Source organism: Gordonia sesuvii (assembly GCF_036350415.1).
In the GTDB taxonomy this organism is placed as follows: Bacteria; Actinomycetota; Actinomycetes; order Mycobacteriales; family Mycobacteriaceae; genus Gordonia; species Gordonia sesuvii.
Genome location: NZ_JAZDUF010000007.1, coordinates 249,175 through 267,087, shown reverse-complemented (window position 1 = coordinate 267,087; position 17,913 = coordinate 249,175). Strand labels below are relative to the sequence as shown.

Annotated in this window: 19 protein-coding genes, 1 tRNA gene and 1 other RNA gene; 16 read left to right on the top strand and 5 right to left on the bottom strand. The window is 66.7% G+C overall.

Annotation, left to right across the window (positions count from 1 at the left end; all coding sequences use genetic code 11):
- Window positions 1–26: 26 nt before the first annotated feature.
- On the bottom strand, window positions 27–1,418 hold the full coding sequence (locus tag VZC37_RS21275; protein WP_431309471.1) for an acyl-CoA dehydrogenase family protein: 1,392 nt from the start codon (window positions 1,416–1,418) through the stop codon (window positions 27–29).
- 145 nt (window positions 1,419–1,563) lie between these two features.
- Between VZC37_RS21275 and VZC37_RS21270 the strand changes: the two genes are divergently transcribed.
- Window positions 1,564–2,040 (top strand): DUF2752 domain-containing protein, encoded by a 477-nt coding sequence (locus tag VZC37_RS21270; RefSeq protein WP_330435473.1) that lies wholly within the window; start codon window positions 1,564–1,566, stop codon window positions 2,038–2,040.
- An 82-nt stretch (window positions 2,041–2,122) separates the two neighbouring features.
- Window positions 2,123–2,782 (top strand): MBL fold metallo-hydrolase, encoded by a 660-nt coding sequence (locus VZC37_RS21265; protein ID WP_330435472.1) that lies wholly within the window; start codon window positions 2,123–2,125, stop codon window positions 2,780–2,782.
- Between the two features lie 57 nt (window positions 2,783–2,839).
- Here VZC37_RS21265 and hisN read toward each other — a convergent pair whose 3' ends face one another.
- Window positions 2,840–3,670, bottom strand: a complete 831-nt coding sequence (gene hisN / locus VZC37_RS21260; protein ID WP_330435470.1) for a histidinol-phosphatase — start codon at window positions 3,668–3,670, stop codon at window positions 2,840–2,842.
- A gap of 111 nt (window positions 3,671–3,781) precedes the next feature.
- Here hisN and VZC37_RS21255 point away from each other — a divergent pair, with 111 nt between their 5' ends.
- The 9 genes from VZC37_RS21255 to ssrA all read left to right on the top strand — a co-directional run bounded on the left by VZC37_RS21255 (window position 3,782) and on the right by ssrA (window position 10,966).
- A complete protein-coding gene (locus VZC37_RS21255) occupies window positions 3,782–4,183 on the top strand; it encodes a hypothetical protein (protein ID WP_330435468.1) in 402 nt (133 codons plus the stop codon).
- A 64-nt stretch (window positions 4,184–4,247) separates the two neighbouring features.
- Complete coding sequence (prfB, locus tag VZC37_RS21250; RefSeq protein ID WP_330435466.1) at window positions 4,248–5,363, top strand: peptide chain release factor 2; 1,116 nt, start codon at window positions 4,248–4,250, stop codon at window positions 5,361–5,363.
- Window positions 5,364–5,376: 13 nt separating this feature from the next.
- Complete coding sequence (locus VZC37_RS21245; protein WP_330435465.1) at window positions 5,377–6,318, top strand: mechanosensitive ion channel family protein; 942 nt, start codon at window positions 5,377–5,379, stop codon at window positions 6,316–6,318.
- The gene (locus VZC37_RS21240) at window positions 6,318–6,890 is read left to right on the top strand and encodes an Rv3103c transmembrane domain-containing protein (RefSeq protein ID WP_330435464.1); all 573 of its coding nucleotides are present in this window, start codon (window positions 6,318–6,320) and stop codon (window positions 6,888–6,890) included. The genes VZC37_RS21245 and VZC37_RS21240 overlap by 1 nt, the downstream gene beginning before the upstream one ends.
- A gap of 67 nt (window positions 6,891–6,957) precedes the next feature.
- Window positions 6,958–7,644, top strand: coding sequence for a cell division ATP-binding protein FtsE (ftsE, locus tag VZC37_RS21235; protein WP_330435462.1), 687 nt, complete (start codon window positions 6,958–6,960; stop codon window positions 7,642–7,644).
- Window positions 7,645–7,737: 93 nt separating this feature from the next.
- Window positions 7,738–8,646: a permease-like cell division protein FtsX gene (gene ftsX / locus VZC37_RS21230; RefSeq protein ID WP_330435460.1), complete on the top strand. Its 909-nt coding sequence runs from the start codon at window positions 7,738–7,740 to the stop codon at window positions 8,644–8,646.
- Window positions 8,647–8,718: 72 nt separating this feature from the next.
- A complete protein-coding gene (smpB, locus tag VZC37_RS21225) occupies window positions 8,719–9,192 on the top strand; it encodes an SsrA-binding protein SmpB (protein ID WP_330435458.1) in 474 nt (157 codons plus the stop codon).
- Window positions 9,193–9,238: 46 nt separating this feature from the next.
- Window positions 9,239–10,465, top strand: a complete 1,227-nt coding sequence (locus tag VZC37_RS21220; protein WP_330435569.1) for a glycoside hydrolase family 27 protein — start codon at window positions 9,239–9,241, stop codon at window positions 10,463–10,465.
- A gap of 128 nt (window positions 10,466–10,593) precedes the next feature.
- Window positions 10,594–10,966, top strand: a transfer-messenger RNA (tmRNA) gene (gene ssrA, locus VZC37_RS21215).
- A 24-nt stretch (window positions 10,967–10,990) separates the two neighbouring features.
- Here ssrA and VZC37_RS21210 read toward each other — a convergent pair.
- Window positions 10,991–11,611: an alpha/beta hydrolase gene (locus VZC37_RS21210; protein ID WP_330435456.1), complete on the bottom strand. Its 621-nt coding sequence runs from the start codon at window positions 11,609–11,611 to the stop codon at window positions 10,991–10,993.
- Window positions 11,612–11,712: 101 nt separating this feature from the next.
- On the opposite strand from VZC37_RS21210, the gene pgm reads away from it, so the two are divergent.
- From pgm to VZC37_RS21195, 3 genes are all read left to right on the top strand, one after another.
- Entirely contained in the window at window positions 11,713–13,353 is a 1,641-nt protein-coding gene (gene pgm / locus VZC37_RS21205) for a phosphoglucomutase (alpha-D-glucose-1,6-bisphosphate-dependent) (RefSeq protein WP_330435453.1), read from the top strand.
- 58 nt (window positions 13,354–13,411) lie between these two features.
- Window positions 13,412–14,125 carry a DsbA family protein gene (locus VZC37_RS21200; protein ID WP_330435452.1) on the top strand — a complete coding sequence of 238 codons (714 nt, stop codon included), beginning with the start codon at window positions 13,412–13,414 and terminating at the stop codon, window positions 14,123–14,125.
- A 107-nt stretch (window positions 14,126–14,232) separates the two neighbouring features.
- A tRNA-Ala gene (locus VZC37_RS21195) sits at window positions 14,233–14,308 on the top strand.
- 66 nt (window positions 14,309–14,374) lie between these two features.
- Here the strand turns inward: VZC37_RS21195 and VZC37_RS21190 are convergent.
- Window positions 14,375–14,965, bottom strand: a complete 591-nt coding sequence (locus VZC37_RS21190; protein ID WP_330435451.1) for a TetR/AcrR family transcriptional regulator — start codon at window positions 14,963–14,965, stop codon at window positions 14,375–14,377.
- A gap of 60 nt (window positions 14,966–15,025) precedes the next feature.
- On the opposite strand from VZC37_RS21190, the gene VZC37_RS21185 reads away from it, so the two are divergent.
- Together VZC37_RS21185 and VZC37_RS21180 are read left to right on the top strand one after the other, a co-directional pair.
- Window positions 15,026–16,885, top strand: a complete 1,860-nt coding sequence (locus tag VZC37_RS21185; protein ID WP_330435449.1) for a multicopper oxidase family protein — start codon at window positions 15,026–15,028, stop codon at window positions 16,883–16,885.
- A gap of 162 nt (window positions 16,886–17,047) precedes the next feature.
- Entirely contained in the window at window positions 17,048–17,614 is a 567-nt protein-coding gene (locus tag VZC37_RS21180; RefSeq protein WP_330435447.1) for a dihydrofolate reductase family protein, read from the top strand.
- A 59-nt stretch (window positions 17,615–17,673) separates the two neighbouring features.
- Here the strand turns inward: VZC37_RS21180 and VZC37_RS21175 are convergent, their stop codons facing one another.
- Window positions 17,674–17,895, bottom strand: coding sequence for an amphi-Trp domain-containing protein (locus VZC37_RS21175; protein ID WP_330435446.1), 222 nt, complete (start codon window positions 17,893–17,895; stop codon window positions 17,674–17,676).
- Window positions 17,896–17,913: the final 18 nt, after the last annotated feature.

Below are 17,913 nucleotides of genomic sequence, written 5' to 3'. Positions count from 1 at the left end.
AGATGTTCCTCACCGGATCCAGTCGTCTAGAGGACGACGACGCCCTCGCCGATACCTGCGCCGCGAAGGTCGCGATACCACCGCTCCACCGGATGCTCCTTGGTGAAGCCGTGGCCGCCCAGCAGCTGGATGCCGTCGAGGCCGATCTGCAGACCCTTGTCGATGGTGAGCTTGCGGGCCAGTGCGGCCTCGCGGGCGAACGACAGGCCCTGCTCGGCACGAGCGGCGCCACGCAGCGTCACCAGCCGGATCGAGTCGACCTCGGTGGCGATGTTGGCGACCATGAATGCCACCGCCTGACGGTTGGAGATCGGCTCGCCGAACGCCTCGCGCTCGTTGACGTACGGGATCACGTAGTCGAGGACGGCCTTGGCGGTGCCGGAGGCCAGCGCCGACCAGCCCAGACGCGACAGGCGCACCACGTCGCGGTACGCGGCGAAGGCGGCGTCGCCCTCGGCGCCACCCAGCAGCGCCGACGCCGGGACGGCGACGTCCTGCAGCAGGAGGCGGCCCATGCCCGCGGCCCGCACACCCATGCCGGGGTCGGCCTCGACGATCAGGCCCTTGGTGTCGGATTCGACGATGAAGAGGGCCGGGCGGCCGTCGAGCTGTGCACCGACGATGAACAGCTCCGACGAGCCCGCCGCGGGGACGAACGACTTCACGCCGTTGAGGCGGTAACCGCTGGGTACGCGGGTTGCCTTGGTGCCCAGGGCGAATGCGTCGAACAGTGGCTTGGGTTCGGCGATCACGACTGCCGACTGCGGCACGTCCTCGCCGGCAAAGTCCGGCAGGTAGGTGCGCTGCTGTTCGTCGGTGCCGAAGTTCGTGAGTGTGGTGGCCACGCCGCTCGGCGCCAGCAGCGGGAGGGCCAGGCCCATGTCGCCGTACGCCATGGCCTCGGCGACGAGGGCGTTGGTGACCACGCCGCGCTCGGTCGCCGCGCCGTCGAAGTCCTCGGGGACGTTGATCATCGTGATGCCGAGCTCGGCCGAGCGCTTCACCAGGTCGGTCGGTGCCTCGGCCGCGTTGTCGGCGTCGTAGGCGGCGGGCCGCAGGATCTCGGTGGAGAACTCGCGCACCGTCTCCGCGATCATCTGCTGCTCGTCGTCCGGGTTCAGGTTGAAGTAACCCTTGGGCGAGGTGGTCAGGCGCTTGGCCTGCCCGGATCCGCCCTGGGCGGCCTTGAATGCGCGGTTGGCCGCCCCGAGCGTCTGGAAGCCGGTCTTGGTGCCCTGGTAGGCGATGCGGTTGAGTGGCTCGCGGATCTTGTACTTGTCGGCGAACTCCGACCCGGTGACGCTCGTCAACACGCGCATCGCGGTGCCGATGAAGTTACGGGGGTGCGGGTTCTTGCCGACTGCGGAGGTGTCGCGTGGGTCGGAGTGCCGCGTTTCGGTGTGAGAGGTCATGATCACCAGCAATTCTCGGGCGGGTCGGGTGCGCACCGGGCGGTCGCACCACAATCTTACTCGTTAGTAAGTACAGACCTTACTATTCGGTAAGGAGCTTGTCACGTAGTTGCTCGAGACGATGCCGTGCCCGGCCATCTACGCTGGTCGGGTGATCGTCGACCGCCGTTCCGCCGCGTCGTCCGCGGCCGCGTATCGACGGATCGATGCCGGCTCCCGGGTGACCGCGGCGGCCCTCGGCGCGGCGGGTCTGGCCGCGCTCGCCGCGGCCGTCGTGGTGCGCCCCGACGTCGTCGGTGACGGCCCGGAGCTGTGCCCGTTCGCTCGGATGACCGGACTGCCGTGCCCGGCCTGCGGATTGACGCGCAGCTGGGTGGCCCTCGGGCATGCCGACGTCGAGGCGGCGGTGTCCTTCAATGTGTTCGGCCCGGTGTTCCTGGTGGTGGCCATCGTGGTGACCGTGTGCGCCCTGTGGTCGGCGGCCACCGGCGGGTCGGCGTTGGATCGGGTTCGTGCGGTACTGACGAGTCGCCCGATGCTCGTGGTCGTCGGGGTGTGGGCGGCGTACGGCATGGTGCGCCTCGCCGATGCCGGATTCGGCTGGGGCTGGTTCCCGGCCATCACCTGAACCGCGCACGACAAGGGTGCCGCGACGACACGGAGCCGGTCCGAGACGTGACGCGGGCGCCGATGGATAGCAGAGTGGGCATATGCAGATCACACACTTCGGTCACTCCTGCGTCCTGGTGGAGATCGACGGCACCAGAATCCTCTTCGACCCCGGCAGCTTCTCGCACGGATTCGAGGGCGTCACCGACCTCGACGCGATTCTCATCACCCATCAGCATCCCGACCACTGCGACACCGGACGACTGCCCGATCTCGTCGCGGCCAATCCGCAGGCGATGCGCTACGCCGACCCGCAGACCGCGGCACAGCTCAACGGCGACGACATCGCGGGTCCCTGGACGACCGCCAATGCCGGGTCGCACGCCCAGATCGGGGCGGTCACCGCGCGATTCACCGGGGGCCGGCACGCGGTGATCCATCCGGAGATCCCGGTCATCGACAATGTCGCCTACGTGCTGGACACCAAGTCGATGACCGGACGGTTCATGCATCCGGGCGACTCGTTCTACATCCCGTTCGAGAAGATCGACGTCCTCGCCCTCCCGTCAGCCGCGCCCTGGATGAAGCTCAGCGAATCCGTCGACTACCTGCGTGCCATGGCACCGCGCATCGCGGTCCCCATCCATCAGGCGATCCTGTCCGACGCCGGGTCCGGCGTGCACTACGGACGGCTGGCCGACATGAAGGCGCCCGCCACCGACTTCATGGTGTTGGACAAGGAATCCGCAACCGAGGTCTGACACCACCCCCGAGGTGACGCGGACGAACGCCGTCCGTGCGTCGGCGTGGGGCGGGCGTCAGGGGGCGGTCGGGGAGAGGGCGTCGAGGACCGCGTCGTGCAGTAGTCCATTGGTGGCGACCGCGCTCCCGCCCGCCGGGCCGTCGGCGCCGTCGAGGGCGGTGAACCGTCCACCCGCTTCCCGCACGATGATGTCGAGCGCCGCCAGGTCCCACAGCGACACCTCGGGTTCGGCCGCGATGTCGACCGCGCCCTCGGCGACGAGGCAGTAGTTGTAGAAGTCGCCGTACCCGCGGACCCGCCACACCGCGTCCGACAGCCCGATGAACTCGTCGCGGACTCCGCGATCACGCCACCCGGACAGGCTGGAGAACGCCAGGCTTGCCGACGAGACGTCGGCGACGCCGGACACACCCAGTCGTCGGGGGAACTCCTCGCCGTCGAACACGGCGAATGCGCCGTGGCCTGCGGCGGCCCACCACCGGCGACGCAGCGCCGGGGCGGAGACCACGCCAACCCTCGGCGTGCCGTCGACCAGAAGGGCGATGAGGGTGGCCCAGACCGGCACACCCCGGACGAAGTTCTTGGTGCCGTCGATCGGGTCCACCACCCACTGCCGGCCGGTGAGCACCGCGTCGCCGCCGAACTCCTCGCCCAGTACCGCGTCGTCGGCCCGACGAGCCGCGAGTCGTTGCCGCACCTTGGTCTCGCACGCCAGGTCGGCATCGGACACAGGTGTCAGGTCCGGTTTGTCGTCCACCCGGAGGTCGACGGCCAGGAACCGCTCCATGGTCAACGCATCGGCCGAGTCGGCGAGCGACAACGCCAATTCGAGATCATCGGTGATGGCGTACGGCTCGCTACGGCCTGCGGCGCTGTCGGGAGGCATGCCGGTAGGTTAGGCCACCGCCGTTCGGTCGACTGTGATGACGGGCGATGATGACGCGGACGCGTCGGCGAACGTCCGATTTGCCCCAGACCGACCGGTACGCTGACCGTCATGGATCTGCTCGCGATCGGTTTCACCGTCATCCTTGCGGCAGCTGTCGTCGCGTTCATCGTCCAATGGCAACGTGGTCGCAATCCACGTCCGCTGAGCGGTTCCCGCGCGGCCCAGTTCGTGCAGGGGACCTTCACGGTGACCGGCGTGAGTGAACGCCCGGAACAAGGCGACGCCAAGGGGGAGCGGTTCTGCACCGTGTCCGGCACCATCGTCGGACCGCAGACCGACCCGGCGGAGGTGTACGGCACGCTGATCCTCGGCGACCTGGATCCGTGGCCGCAGATCGGCGCGGACCTGCCGGTTGTCTACAAGCCGGGCAAGGCGACGTCGTCGTGGCGATTCGGCGAGCTGCCTCCGGCGGATCCGACCGTGCCGCCCGGTCAGGTGCCGCCCGCCTGAGGGTTTGTGCCCGAACATCGGGCGGGGAGGCCTGCGGCGTTTCGCGGCGGTAGGCTTGATTACCGTGCATCCCGACGTAGCAGCAGATCTCGAATCCATCGGCGCCACCTTGACCACGGTCGAGAAGGTGCTCGACCTCGATGAGTTGCGTCGTCGGATCGAGGAACTGGAGATGCAGGCCTCCGATCCGGATCTGTGGAACGACCAGGATCACGCTCAGCAGGTGACCAGCGAGTTGTCGCACGCACAGACCGAGTTCCGTCGCGTGTCCGAACTCCGCCAGCGTCTCGACGATCTGCCGGTGCATTACGAACTGGCCGATGCGGAAGAGGGCGACGACCGGACGGCCGCGCTCGCCGATGCGGACTCCGAGCGGGCCTCGCTGAAGGCCGACGTCGAGGCCATGGAGGTCAAGACGATGCTCGCCGGCGAATACGACCAGCGCGATGCGCTCGTCAACATCCGCTCGGGTGCGGGTGGGGTCGACGCCGCCGACTGGGCGCAGATGCTGATGCGGATGTACATCCGGTGGGCCGAGAAGCACAAGTACGGCGTCGAGGTCTACGACACCTCCTACGCCGAAGAGGCCGGGATCAAGAGCGCGACCTTCGCCGTCAAGGCCCCCTACATGTACGGGACGCTGTCGGTCGAGCAAGGCACCCACCGGCTGGTGCGGATCAGCCCGTTCGACAACCAGGGTCGCCGTCAGACGTCGTTCGCCGAGGTGGAGATCCTCCCGGTGGTCGAGACGACCGACCACATCGAGGTCGACGAGAACGAGGTCAAGGTCGACGTCTATCGCTCGTCGGGTCCGGGTGGTCAGTCGGTCAACACCACCGATTCCGCGGTTCGATTGACCCATATGCCGACCGGCATCGTAGTGACCTGCCAGAACGAGAAGAGCCAGCTGCAGAACAAGGCGGCCGCGATGCGCGTCCTGCAGGCCAAGCTGCTCGAACGCAAACGTCAGGAAGAACGCGCCGAGCTCGACGCCCTCAAGGGCGACGGCGGCTCGAGCTGGGGCAACCAGATGCGTTCCTACGTGCTGCACCCGTACCAGATGGTCAAGGACCTGCGCACCAACGTCGAGGACAACAATCCCAGCTCGATCCTCGACGGTGAGATCGACAAGTTCATCGAGGCCGGCATTCGCTGGCGTATGGCCGCTGCAGACGCCTGACATGGGACCGACCATGACGTCGCTCGCCTTCGCGCCCGGCGCGACCCAATCTGTGCTCGGACGCTTCTACGTCTGGCTCGCCACTAACGGCCTGGAGATCCTGATCTGGATTCTCGCCGGCCTGCTCATCATCAGGTTCATCCGATGGGGCGCCGACGGGTACGCCGCACGGCTCAAGACCCAGTTCGACTCCAGCGATCTGATCGTTCAGACCGAGGACGCCAAACATCGCCGTGCGCTGGTCGATGTGGTCGCGTGGACGCTGATCGTGATCGTGGCGATCATCGTCATCGTCCGGATCGCCCTCATCCTGGGCGTACCCGTCACCGGGCTCGCCGGTCCGGGCGCGGTGCTCGGTGCCGCCCTCGGTTTCGGTGCGCAACGGGTGGTGCAGGACATCCTGGCCGGGTTCTTCGTGGTGGCCGAGAAGCAGTACGGGTACGGCGACGTGGTCAACCTGACGACGACCGCGAACGGTACGGCGGAGGGCACCGTCGAGGACGTGACGCTGCGGATGACCAAACTCCGCACCGGCGAGGGCGAGGTGATCACCGTGCCCAACGGGCAGATCATCAAGGCCACCAACCTGTCCAAGGACTGGGCGCGCGCCGTCGTGGACGTACCGGTGCCCGCCGACGCAGACATCGCGCTCGTCAACGAGACGCTCGACCGGATCGGCGACGAGTTCTACGAGCAGAAACGTTGGCACGCCCTGCTGCTCGACTCGCCGTCTCCGCTCGGTGTCATCGACCTCGAACTCGATTCGATCACCGTGCGGATGGTCGCCCGAACCCTGCCCGGCAAACAGTTCGACGTGAGTCGCGCATTGCGCATCGAGATCGTGCGCGCGCTGGCCCGCGAGGGCATCACCGTGGCGCCGGGACGTGAGGTGGACGCGGGTGGCGGCCCGCCCGCGACGCTCGCCGACGAGGCCGGAAAGGCGCGTGATTCCTGATGGCCCCCAAACACAGCACCGACGGCACCCCCGGCGATGAGACTCCCGCCGACGACACGCCGACCCAGGAGCTGAAGATCGATCGCAAACCGGACACTGTGGCCGCGCGGGAGGCGGGCGCCGCCGACCGGAACACCGGCGAGAAGTCGACCGAGCCGGAGGAACGCAAGCCGATCATCCCGGAACGCTTCCGCGACTGGGGCCACGTCTACAAGACCCGCATCCGCACCAGTACCGCCGTACTCGTCATCGCATTCCTCGGCTCGGTGACCCTCTACGGGTACACCTCGCAGCGTTACGGCGTCGTCGAACCGCCGGCCGCGCCGGCGCCGCGGACCACCCAGTCGACGACCACCGAGCCCAGCTGGACTTCCACCCCGTCGAGCACATCGGTCACCTCCACGACCACCACCACGACCGACACGGTGCAGACCGGGACCGACGGTGAACCGCAGACCGGCGACACCGGCCAGGAACAGACGACGACGGAGACGACCGGGCCGCAGCTACCGCAGCTTCCGTTCCCGAATTTCGGTGGCAATCAGGAGACCACCACGGTTCCCGAGCGCTGACCAGGCGGGACACCCCGCCCCGGAACCTGAGCGATCGTCTCAGCGCCCGTGGCTACACTGGCATCTCGTGATCAAGCTGGAGAACGTCACGATGCAGTACAAGGCGTCGAGCCGGCCTGCCCTGGCCGACCTCAGCCTGGAGGTCGACAAAGGAGAGTTCGCGTTCCTGATCGGTCCGTCCGGCTCCGGGAAGTCCACCTTCTTCCGTCTGCTGCTCAAAGAGGACAAACCCACATCGGGTGAGGTGTACGTGGGGGAGTACCACGTCAACACGCTCAAGGGCCGCACGGTTCCGAAGCTGCGCCAGTCGATCGGCTGTGTGTTCCAGGACTTCCGTCTGCTGCAGCAGAAGTCGGTCGCCGACAACGTCGCGTTCGCGTTGGAGGTCATCGGCAAGTCGCCGTCGACGATCCGGCGCATCGTGCCCGAGGTGCTCGACTATGTCGGTCTGTCCGGCAAGGCCGACCGTATGCCGTACGAGTTGTCCGGCGGTGAGATGCAGCGGGTCGCGATCGCACGGGCGATCGTCAACCGGCCGCTGGTGCTGCTCGCCGACGAACCGACCGGCAACCTCGATCCGGAGACCAGCGAGGAGATCGTCGACGTCCTCGATCGGGTCAACCGCCGCGGCACGACGGTCGTCATGGCCACCCATGACCGCCACATCGTCGACGCGATGCGACGTCGCGTCCTCGAGTTCGACAACGGCCGACTGGTCCGCAACGACCCGCAAGGGGTCTACGGCATCGGCTGACCGCCGACGCCACCACGCACGAGACCGACCGCGAGGCGTCGCCTCCCGCGCCACGCTTCCGCCCTCGACTTCTGTTAGGACTGCGCACAACCCATGCGAGCGAACTTCATCATCAGCGAGGTCCTCAACGGTTTCCGCCGCAACGTGACCATGACCGTCGCCATGGTGCTGACCACGGCGATCACCCTCGGCATGTTCGGCGGCGGCCTGTTGGTGATCCAGATGGCCGACAAGAGCCAGCAGATCTTCCTCGACCGGGTCGAGATGCAGTTCTTCATCAACGACGCGGTCTCGGACGCCGACCCGAACTGTCAGGAATCGCCGTGCGCGGAACTACGGGCCGACATCGAGAACGAGCCGGGCGTCGGGTCGGTGACGTTCATCGACCGTGAGGAGGCGTTCGAGGCGGCCAAGCAGACGTTCAAGGACAACCCGGACATCGCCGACAACATCCGGGAGGGCACCATCCCGGCGTCGCTGAAGGTCCGCATGTCCGATCCGACTCAGTTCGGCCCGGTGCTCGACAAGTATTCGGGAGCGCGCGACCGTGGGGTCGACGGCGTGCTCGACCAGCGTGAACTGGTCCAGCGCATCTTCAGCGTGCTCGACGGAACCCGCAACGCGGCGTTCGCGGTGGCACTGGTGTTGGCGGTCGCCGCGATCCTGTTGATCGTGAACACGGTCCAGGTCGCGGCGTTCACCCGGCGGACCGAGGTGTCGATCATGCGGCTCGTGGGCGCCACCCGGTGGTACACGCAATTACCGTTCCTCGTCGAGGCGGTGGTGGCAGCCCTCGTCGGCGCCTTCCTGGCCATCGGTGGGTTGTTCGCGGCCAAGGTCTTCTTCTTCGACAACGCCCTGCGTGATCTGTACGGTGTGAACATTCTCGCCCGCATCGGCGTCTCCGACGTGTTGTTCGTGTCGCCGTGGCTCATCCTGGGCGGAATTCTGTTGTCAGGGATCACCGCATATGTGACGCTGCGGGTCTATGTTCGCGAGTAGCCGCACGCGTTCACAACAGGCGGATTCACGACAGGCAGACTCACGAGGAATGCCGGACAAGGAGGTGGGAACATGGTGAAGGAGAAGGGTCGCAACGTCATCGCGACCAACCGCAAGGCGCGGCACAACTACGCCATCCTCGACACCTTCGAGGCCGGGATCGCCTTGTTGGGCACTGAGGTGAAGAGCCTGCGCGAGGGCAAGGCTTCGCTCGCGGATGCGTTCGCAACGGTCGACGACGGCGAGATCTGGCTGCGTGCAGTGCACATCCCCGAATACGGAAGCGGATCGTGGACCAACCACGCGCCGCGCCGCAACCGAAAGCTGTTGCTGCACCGGCGTGAGATCGACAACCTCATCGGCAAGATCCGCGACGGCAATCTGACCCTGGTTCCGTTGTCGCTGTACTTCAACGACGGCAAGGTGAAGGTCGAACTGGCTCTCGCCCGCGGCAAGCAAGCACACGACAAGCGCCAGGACATCGCACGACGCACCGCGCAACGCGAGGTCGAGCGCGAGATGGGTCGGCGCGTCAAGGGGATGTGAGCCGGTGCACCGACAACGTGATCGTGGGCTCCTCGCCGTCGCCGCGATGATGCTGGCGTTCCTCGGTGTCGTGGCGTGTACGCCCGACCCGGAGGGGCGGATCGGGGGCGACGGGGTCGCGATCGAGGGTCTGCCCGCGGTGCCCCCGATGGGCTGGAACAGTTGGAACACCTTCGGCTGCAACATCACCGAACAGATCGTCCGCGAACAGGCCGATGCACTGGTGGCCACCGGCCTGCGCGATGCCGGATACCGCCACGTGATCGTCGACGACTGCTGGGCGGCGCCGCTACGCGCCGCTGACGGGTCGTTGCAGGCCGAGCCGAGTCGATTCCCCTCCGGTATGGCGGCTCTCGGGCAATACCTGCACGAGCGGGGCCTGAAGTTCGGCCTGTACTCCGGGGCGAGTGACCAGACGTGCACGCAGCTCCTCGGTACCTACCCTGGGTCGACCGGGAGCCGCGGCCATGAGGAACAGGATGCGCGGACGTTCGCCGATTGGCAGGTCGACTATCTCAAGTACGACTGGTGTTCAAGCGATTCCGATCATGGCGAGCAGGTCACGGCATTCACCGCGATGCGCGACGCGATCCGGGACACCGGCCGCCCGATCGTCTACAGCATCAACCCCAACAGCGGTGTCGCCGATATGGTCCCCGGCGCCGAGTTCGACTGGGGTGGCGTGGCGACGATGACCCGGATCACCAACGACATCGCACCGGTGTGGTCCACCAACGCCGACTCCTCGGGTCCGCAGGGCGTCATCGACATCGTCGACGCCGCCCAAGCGTTGGCAGCGCGGGTAGGGCCGTCGGCGTTCAACGATCCGGACATGCTCGTTGTCGGCGTCGACGGCAACCCCGGCCTCACGCTCGCCCAGCAGCGGACCCAGATGTCGATGTGGGCGATGATGGCGGCCCCGCTGATCGCCGGAAACGACCTGACCAGGATGTCGACGCAGACCCTCGACCTGCTCCGCAACCGCGCCGTCATCGCGATCGATCAGGACGAGCGGGTCAGTGCGGGTGCTCCCGTCGACGACGACGCGGAGATCTGGGCGCGCGCCATCGGGGAGAAGGGCCTCGTGGTGTCGTTGACCAACCGCGACGACCACCCGCGTCCGATGTCGGTGTCGCTCAGCAGCCTGGGACTGGTCGGCGACGTCACCGTGAGCGCGATCGACGCGTGGACCGGCCGCCGCTATCAGGCCGAGGCAGGCGAGATCACCGTCGACGTCGGCGTGAACGACACCGTGCTGCTGCAGATCGCGTGATGTCGGGATCGGCTGGGATCGGCTGCGGTCGGGAAGCCGCACAGCGGTGGGCGATCCGGACCGGGATGAAACGAGTTGCGGACGTTGTTAGACTGAAGTGCTCGTCGAAAGTCGGCGGGTGCCACCTCGGGGCTGATCGGTTTCGACTGCGTGCGTCGAGGTAGGGGAAGCGTGTCGGTGCAGGCTAGAGACCACCGTTAAGCGTCGTAGCAACCAATTAAGCGCCGATAAGAATCAGCGCGACTACGCCCTCGCTGCCTGATCAGCGACGGCTAGTCTGTCGGCCCGGGTCTGCTCCCAGCCCGGTCGCCGGCATCATCTCAGGGAGCTCACCGCTGTCGTCGGTCGCGGACGGCAACGGGACAACCAACAGCGACTGGGATCGTCATCTCGGCTTGTTCGCGTGACCGGGAGATCCGAGTAGAGGCATAGCGGACTGCACACGGAGAAGCCCTACCGAAGCGACGGAGGACCCGGGTTCAATTCCCGGCAGCTCCACGACACGGCCCTGACCCGGATCTCGGGTCAGGGCCGTTCGCGTGTGCGCACGACGGCCAGTGCCCGCCCCACGAAGTCCAGCGCGGCCCGCTGCCACAGGCCGATGTGATCGAGCATGCCGTGACCACCGTTCGGCACGGGCACATACGTGGCGTCGACGCCACGCTCGACGAGTTCGCGGACCCCCTTCTCGGTGCGAGGCGCGAGGGTTCGCTGGTCGGCGGTGCCATGGATCGCGACGACGCGGACGGCGTCATGGATGAACCGCCAATCGGCGTGCTGCCACCACGGTGCCAACGCGAGGAGGCCGACGACACGAGGATCGGCAGCCAGATGGGCACCGACGCGCCCACCCATCGAGTGGCCCACGAGAACGACCGGAACTCCCGGGTGTTCGCGAGACAGGTCATCGAGAGCCTTGCGGGCGTAAGGGATCGGGCTGTTCTGTGCCCCGTTCCAGCCGTAGACGCGATACCTCACCTGACGGACCAGGACGCGTCGGCCGAAGCGGGCGCGTAGCGACCAGGTGAACGGATACATCCGCAGTGCCGCGGGCTGCCGGGGGCTGAAGGGCTGATAACTGTGATCGGTCCCACCCGGCAACACCAGGACGATCAGTTCCACCGGGTCAGGTGCGCGTCTCAACATGCCCACTCACTCGCAGTTCCTCGACTCGGCTCGTTCGTGCCCACACTATCGGTTCGTTCGTTGCCGACGTTCGGACTGGTTCCGATGGCAGAATTGCGCTCATGGCACATCCGAGAGCAGGAACACCCGCGCTCCCCGAGGATCTGATCGATGTCGCTGCGGTCGAGCGCGCCTACTACGACACGGTGCCCGATCCCGAGGATCCGATGCAGCAAGTGCTGTTCGGTACGTCCGGTCACCGTGGGTCCAGCCTCGATGGGGCGTTCAACGAGGCGCACATCCTGGCCACCACCCAAGCGATCGTCGAATATCGGCGGTCCGTCGGTATCACCGGGCCCCTGTTCATCGGCTTCGACACCCACGCCCTCTCGAAACCCGCCTGGCGCAGCGCGCTCGAGGTTCTCACGGCCAACGAGGTCACCGTCTACATCGCCGAGAACGAGAAGTTCACGCCGACCCCGGCGGTGAGCTTCGCGATCCTGCGGTTCAACCAGGCCAACCCCGGTGTGCTCGCCGACGGCATCGTCGTGACACCGTCCCACAACCCGCCTCGCGACGGCGGCTTCAAATACAACCCGCCCAGTGGCGGCCCGGCGGACACCAGTATCACCAGCGTGGTCGCTCGCCGAGCCAACGAGCTGCTGGCGGACAAGTTGAACGGCGTCAAGCGAATTCCGTTCGAACAGGCGCGCCGCAGCGAGTACATCCGTGACTTTCCTTACACCGCAACATATGTCGACCACCTGCACGAGGTCGTCGACATGGCGGCGATCCGTGACGCCGGCATCCACATCGGCGCCGACCCGCTCGGCGGGGCCTCGGTCGGTTACTGGGCGGAGGTCGGGTTCCGCTACAACCTGGCCAATCTCACGGTGGTGAACCCGACGGTCGATCCGACCTTCCGCTTCATGACCTTGGACACCGACGGCAAGATCCGGATGGACTGTTCGTCGCCGAACGCGATGGCGTCGCTGATCTCCGCACGCGACAGCTACGACATCGCCACGGGCAACGATGCGGACTCCGATCGGCACGGCATCGTCACCCCGGACGGCGGGCTGATGAATCCGAATCACTATCTGGCGGTGGCGATCGAGTACCTGTTCACCCACCGCCCGGGGTGGCAGGCGCAGGCGGCCGTGGGCAAGACGCTTGTCAGTTCGTCGCTGATCGACCGGGTCGTCGCGGGCATCGATCGCCGGTTGCTCGAGGTGCCGGTCGGTTTCAAATGGTTCGTCGACGGACTGCTCGACGGCAGCATCGCGTTCGGTGGGGAGGAGAGCGCGGGCGCGTCGTTCCTGACCTTCGACGGCCGGCCGTGGTCCACCGACAAGGACGGCATCATCCTGGCGTTGCTGGCCTCGGAGATGCTCGCGAAGACCGGCAAGACGCCGTCGCAGCGCTATCGGGAGCTGGCCGACCGGTACGGCGAGAGTGCGTACGCCCGGATCGATGCGCCGGCGTCGAGGGCGCAGAAGGCGTTGCTCGGCAAGCTCTCCGCGGATCAGGTCAAGGCGACGGAGCTGGCGGGCGAGCCGATCACCGCGGTGCTCACCGAGGCCCCGGGGAACGGCGCGCCGATCGGCGGTCTCAAGGTGACCACGGAGAATGCGTGGTTCGCCGCACGCCCATCGGGCACCGAGGATGTCTACAAGATCTATGCCGAGTCGTTCAAGGGCGCCGACCATCTCGCGACCGTGCAGGCCCAGGCGCAGGAACTGGTGGATTCGGTGCTCGTCTGAGTGCGTTCGCGCCCGACTGCGAGACGTTCGCTTTTCCGGGTGAATTAGAGTCGGCAGGGTGAGCGAGAAGTACCAGCCGCGCGCGACGTCGAGCCGCACCACCTACATCCTCGGCGGCGTCGCCGCACTGATCGTCGTTGCTCTCGTCGTCGGCGGGCTGCTGTGGAACAGCCGCGACGACTCCGGCGGCGGTGTCGACGAGGCGGTGCTCAGCGAGAACGCGGCGCTCATCATCGGGGAGCCGTCCGCACCGCAGACGATCGACGTCTTCGAGGACTTCATGTGTCCGGCCTGCCGCGAGTTCGAACAGCAGTCCGGGACGGCGATCACGCAGGCCATCAACAACGGCTCGCTGCGTGTGCGCTACCACATGCTCACCTTCCTCGATGACAGGTCGGCCTCCGGCGACTACTCCACCCGCGCGGCGGGCGCAGCCCAGTGTGTCGGGGCGGGCGAGGACAAAGAGGTCTTCGAGAGATTCCACGCGGCGTTGTTCGACAACCAGCCCGAAGAAGGCGGCGACAGCGACCCGAGCAACGCCGACATGGCACGGCTGGCGGCGGACCAGGGAGCCTCCGCCCAGACCCGGGAGTGTGTGGCGACCGGCGCGAAGGTGGCCGAAGCGCAGGAAGCCGCGGAGCAGTCGCGTACCCAACTCGAGAAGGCCAGCGGCCAGGTCGGCACTCCGACGGTCCTCTCCGGGGGTCAACCGGTGGACGGGATCATGAACGGCACCGGGTGGCTGGACGCGTTGCTGGCCGACAACGGCTGATCTCGGGGGAACCGGCAGCGGGCGATCGGTCTGCTGGGGATTTGGTCGGAGTCGCAGCGATGGTGTAGTTTTCCCTTTGCCCTTGATGAGGGTGAACAACAGGATACGGGGCTATGGCGCAGCTGGTAGCGCACCACACTGGCAGTGTGGGGGTCAGGGGTTCGAGTCCCCTTAGCTCCACCAGAAAACCCCTCCGAACAGCATCGGAGGGGTTTTTCTATATCGTCCGCATCAATGCTCCGCGTGCCGTCAAGGTGCGTCCTTCGACTGCGGCCGCCCGACGGTGAACGACAACAGCCCGGGAAGAGTGTGCTGCACGTCCTGCGCCGAGATTGCGGGTAGCCCCTCGTGCCCGTGGATGTAGCCGATTCCGGCGTACACCAGCAGGCCCGCCAGCACGCGGGCCTCGCGCGGACTCATCTGGAGTTCTCGCAGTGCGGCGCCGACGGCGTCGAAGATCTCCTCGTCGATGCTGCGGACCGTGTGCGCGATGCTGTCGTTGCTACGCGCCCAACCCCGGATGGCGCGCTCCACCGCCAGGTGATCGTCGCTGATCAGCGTCGTTGACAATGCGGCGAGCCGATCGTCTGGCGGTAGCTCGGACAGACCTTCGAGGTCGGCGACACGTGCGCGGTTCATCCCCTGCCAGCGCACCGCCATCGCCTTCCGCAGGGCGTCGAGATCGGTGAAGTGCCAGTAGAAGCTGCCCTTGGTGACGTTCAGCGTCGTGCACAGCCGGGCGATGGTGACCGCCTGCGCGCCTTCGGAGGTGACGAGTATCAACGCAGCGTCCACCCAGTCGGTGGCGCTGAGTCGTCTGGTGTGGCGGGAGCTGGTCATGCCTCACCATACCGGTGGTATGGTTCACCGGTCTCGAAGTGGCCGAGTAGGGGGAACCGGGTGGGCCAGAACGTGAATCGTCGGCGATTCCTGTGGGGGACGGCGGCAGTCGCCGCCTCGGGTGTGATGGCGGGGCGCCTCGGTGCCGGGTCGGCGGGTGGTGATCCGCCGGCGATCAAGCTGCCGACCATCTTCCATTCGCCGGACATGCGCAAGTATGTCGACGAACTGCCGGTACCGGGCATCATCACCTCGTCGCCGACGCAGCCGATCGAGATCGTCGCGCGCAGCACCAGCACCAGATTCCACCGGGATCAGCCGAAGGTGCCCGCGATGGCCTACAACGACGAGTCCTATCTGGGGCCCACCATCGAGGCGCATGTCGGGGAGCAGACCACCGTGCACTATCGCAGCGAACTCGGTGAGCACACCTTCGCCGCGGATCTGGACACCTCGCTGCACGGAGTGGCCGATCGCTATCGGCGCCAGCCGGTCACCTCCATGCACCTGCATGGCGGCGTCACCCCGCCGGAGTTCGACGGCAACCCGGAGCGCCTGATGCTGCCTCATCACGGGACCGCGTTGTTCGAGTTCCCCAATCGCCAAGAAGCAGGCCACCTCTGGTATCACGACCACGCGATGGCGATCACGCGCGCCAACGTCTACGCGGGCCTGGCCGGGATGTACTTCCTGCGCGACGGCCATGACACCGGAAAGCCCGGCAATCCGCTGGGCCTGCCGGCCGGCGAATACGAGATCCCGCTGATCCTGCAGGAGAAGATCTTCCGCGCGGACGGACACCAGTCATTGCGCTCGACACCGATTGTGCCGCAAGGCATGTGGGAGGGTGGAGCAGTCGGCGACCGCGGTCTGGTCAACGGCAAGGTGTGGCCGACGATGACGGTCGATCGCGGGCTGTACCGGTTCCGGCTGATCAACGCGGCGTCGTTCTCGGTCTGGAATCTGTTCTTCTCCAACCGCATGCCGTTCTGGGTGATCGGCAACGAAGGCGGTCTGCTCAACGCACCGGTCCGAACCCGGTCGTTCGCCGCAGCACCGGCCGAGAGATTCGACCTCCTCGTCGATTTCAGCTCGCTGGCGCCAGGCGAGACGGTGGAACTGTGCAACGACCTGGCACCGCCGTTCCAGGCGGCCATGCTGGGTGAGGTCGCGATGTCCCGGTTCTGCCGGTTCGTCGCCGGCCCCGGTCGCGGTGACCGGCATCCGGTACCGACGACGCTGCGGGGCGGTCGGGGACAACCCGCCCGCATCCCGCCGATTGCGACACCACAGCGGGTCCGGCGGGTCAGTGTGTCGCAGCCTTACGAACTGCGCGTCCCGCCGGCCATCATGTCGCTGAACAACCTCCGCTACGCCGATCCGCAGATCGAGAAGCCGCGCGCCGGCACCACGGAGCGATGGGACATCATCAACATCACACCGGACCCGCATCCGATTCATCTGCACCTCGTCATGTTCCGCATCCTGGGACGCCGGCCGATGCGCACCGTCGAGTATCAAGCGGCAAATCCACAGCCGCCCATCGGAACCCGCTGGGCGCCGGATCCGAGCGACTTCTACGCCGGACCGATGCGCGGCCCGGCCGCGTGGGAGGCCGGATGGAAGGACACGGTGCACGCCGTCGGTGGGCATGTCACCTCGATCGTCGTGCGGTTCCCGACCGCCGACGAACTCGGGTTCGATCCGGACGCGATCTTCTCCTCCGACCCGACGCAAACGTGGACCCGGCCATCGGGTGGTCACGCGGTGGCCCCGTCCCCATCCGGACACCACCACCATGCCGGGGCCACGCCGGTGCACGGCATGGTCACCAAGGATCTCCAGGGGTACGTCTGGCACTGCCACATCCTCGATCACGAGGACCACGACATGATGTTGCGCTACCGAGTGGTGCCGTGACGTTCGGGTGGTGAGACGTCGAATCGCGCCATCGCGCGTGATGCGTCCGAGTATGGTCACGAGTACTCGCGCCCGTGATCGCACACGGCGGCCCAACGCCTCCGGGCCGACCGATCGTGACCAGATGGACCGGAACACACTGCGCGCCCAGGGAGCAATGGGATGAGAACACTTCGGTATTCGATCAACGTCACCCTCGACGGCTGCTGCCATCACGAGGCCGGTCTCCCACCGGACGAGGAGTCGATGCGGTATTGGACCGCCGAAATGGAACGGGCCGACGCTTTGGTGTTCGGCCGAGTCACCTACGAGATGATGGAATCGGCCTGGCGGAAACCGGCCTCGGGCACGTGGCCTGACTGGATGAGTGAGTGGGAGGTTCCGTTCGCCGAGGCCATCGACCGGGCGAAAAAGTATGTCGTGTCCAGCACGCTGAGCGAGGTCGACTGGAACGCCGAGCTGGTGCACGGGGACGTGGGGGACGCGATCGCGCAGCTCAAGCAGCAGCCGGGCGAGAGCCTGTGGGTCGGTGGTGTGTCACTCCCTCGCGCGTTGGCCGATCTGGGACTGATCGACGAATACGAGTTCCTCGTGCAGCCGGTGCTCGCCGGACGCGGACCGACATTGCTCGCCGGTCTGCGGGAGCAGATCCAGCTGGAGCTCGTGGAGCGCACGGAGTTGCGGTCGGGGGTGGTCGCCGTGCGATACCGACCGACTGATCCCGACTGACGTACCCCGGTTGAATGCGGCTTGTCCCCAGGTGTCGCGGGACGTCGGTAACGACGGAGCTACCAGGAGATCTCGACCTCGATCTCGGATTCCTCACCACGTTCGAACTCGATCTTCAGTTGGACCTTCGGCGGGATGTCCACGCGCACTGTCTTGTTGTTCTCCACGTAGGACACCTCGTTGTGACGCGCAATCGCGTCGGCGAGGTCACGGAGCCGCTGCGCGGCCTCTTCCCGGCTCAGCTCGGTCTTGGTCTCGTGTTCGAACAGCTCGTCGCTCATGCGTACATCTGAGCCGAT

Excerpts from the sequence above, each read along its gene's own strand:
- VZC37_RS21210 (WP_330435456.1), bottom strand. The coding sequence starts at position 11,611 with ATGTTGAGACGCGCACCTGACCCGGTGGAACTGATCGTCCTGGTGTTG.
- ftsX (WP_330435460.1), top strand. The coding sequence starts at position 7,738 with ATGCGAGCGAACTTCATCATCAGCGAGGTCCTCAACGGTTTCCGCCGC.
- pgm (WP_330435453.1), top strand. The coding sequence starts at position 11,713 with ATGGCACATCCGAGAGCAGGAACACCCGCGCTCCCCGAGGATCTGATC.
- VZC37_RS21255 (WP_330435468.1), top strand. The coding sequence starts at position 3,782 with ATGGATCTGCTCGCGATCGGTTTCACCGTCATCCTTGCGGCAGCTGTC.
- VZC37_RS21190 (WP_330435451.1), bottom strand. The coding sequence starts at position 14,965 with ATGACCAGCTCCCGCCACACCAGACGACTCAGCGCCACCGACTGGGTG.
- VZC37_RS21175 (WP_330435446.1), bottom strand. The coding sequence starts at position 17,895 with ATGAGCGACGAGCTGTTCGAACACGAGACCAAGACCGAGCTGAGCCGG.
- VZC37_RS21240 (WP_330435464.1), top strand. The coding sequence starts at position 6,318 with ATGGCCCCCAAACACAGCACCGACGGCACCCCCGGCGATGAGACTCCC.
- VZC37_RS21245 (WP_330435465.1), top strand. The coding sequence starts at position 5,377 with ATGACGTCGCTCGCCTTCGCGCCCGGCGCGACCCAATCTGTGCTCGGA.
- hisN (WP_330435470.1), bottom strand. The coding sequence starts at position 3,670 with ATGCCTCCCGACAGCGCCGCAGGCCGTAGCGAGCCGTACGCCATCACC.
- VZC37_RS21265 (WP_330435472.1), top strand. The coding sequence starts at position 2,123 with ATGCAGATCACACACTTCGGTCACTCCTGCGTCCTGGTGGAGATCGAC.
- VZC37_RS21220 (WP_330435569.1), top strand. The coding sequence starts at position 9,239 with ATGATGCTGGCGTTCCTCGGTGTCGTGGCGTGTACGCCCGACCCGGAG.
- smpB (WP_330435458.1), top strand. The coding sequence starts at position 8,719 with ATGGTGAAGGAGAAGGGTCGCAACGTCATCGCGACCAACCGCAAGGCG.
- VZC37_RS21180 (WP_330435447.1), top strand. The coding sequence starts at position 17,048 with ATGAGAACACTTCGGTATTCGATCAACGTCACCCTCGACGGCTGCTGC.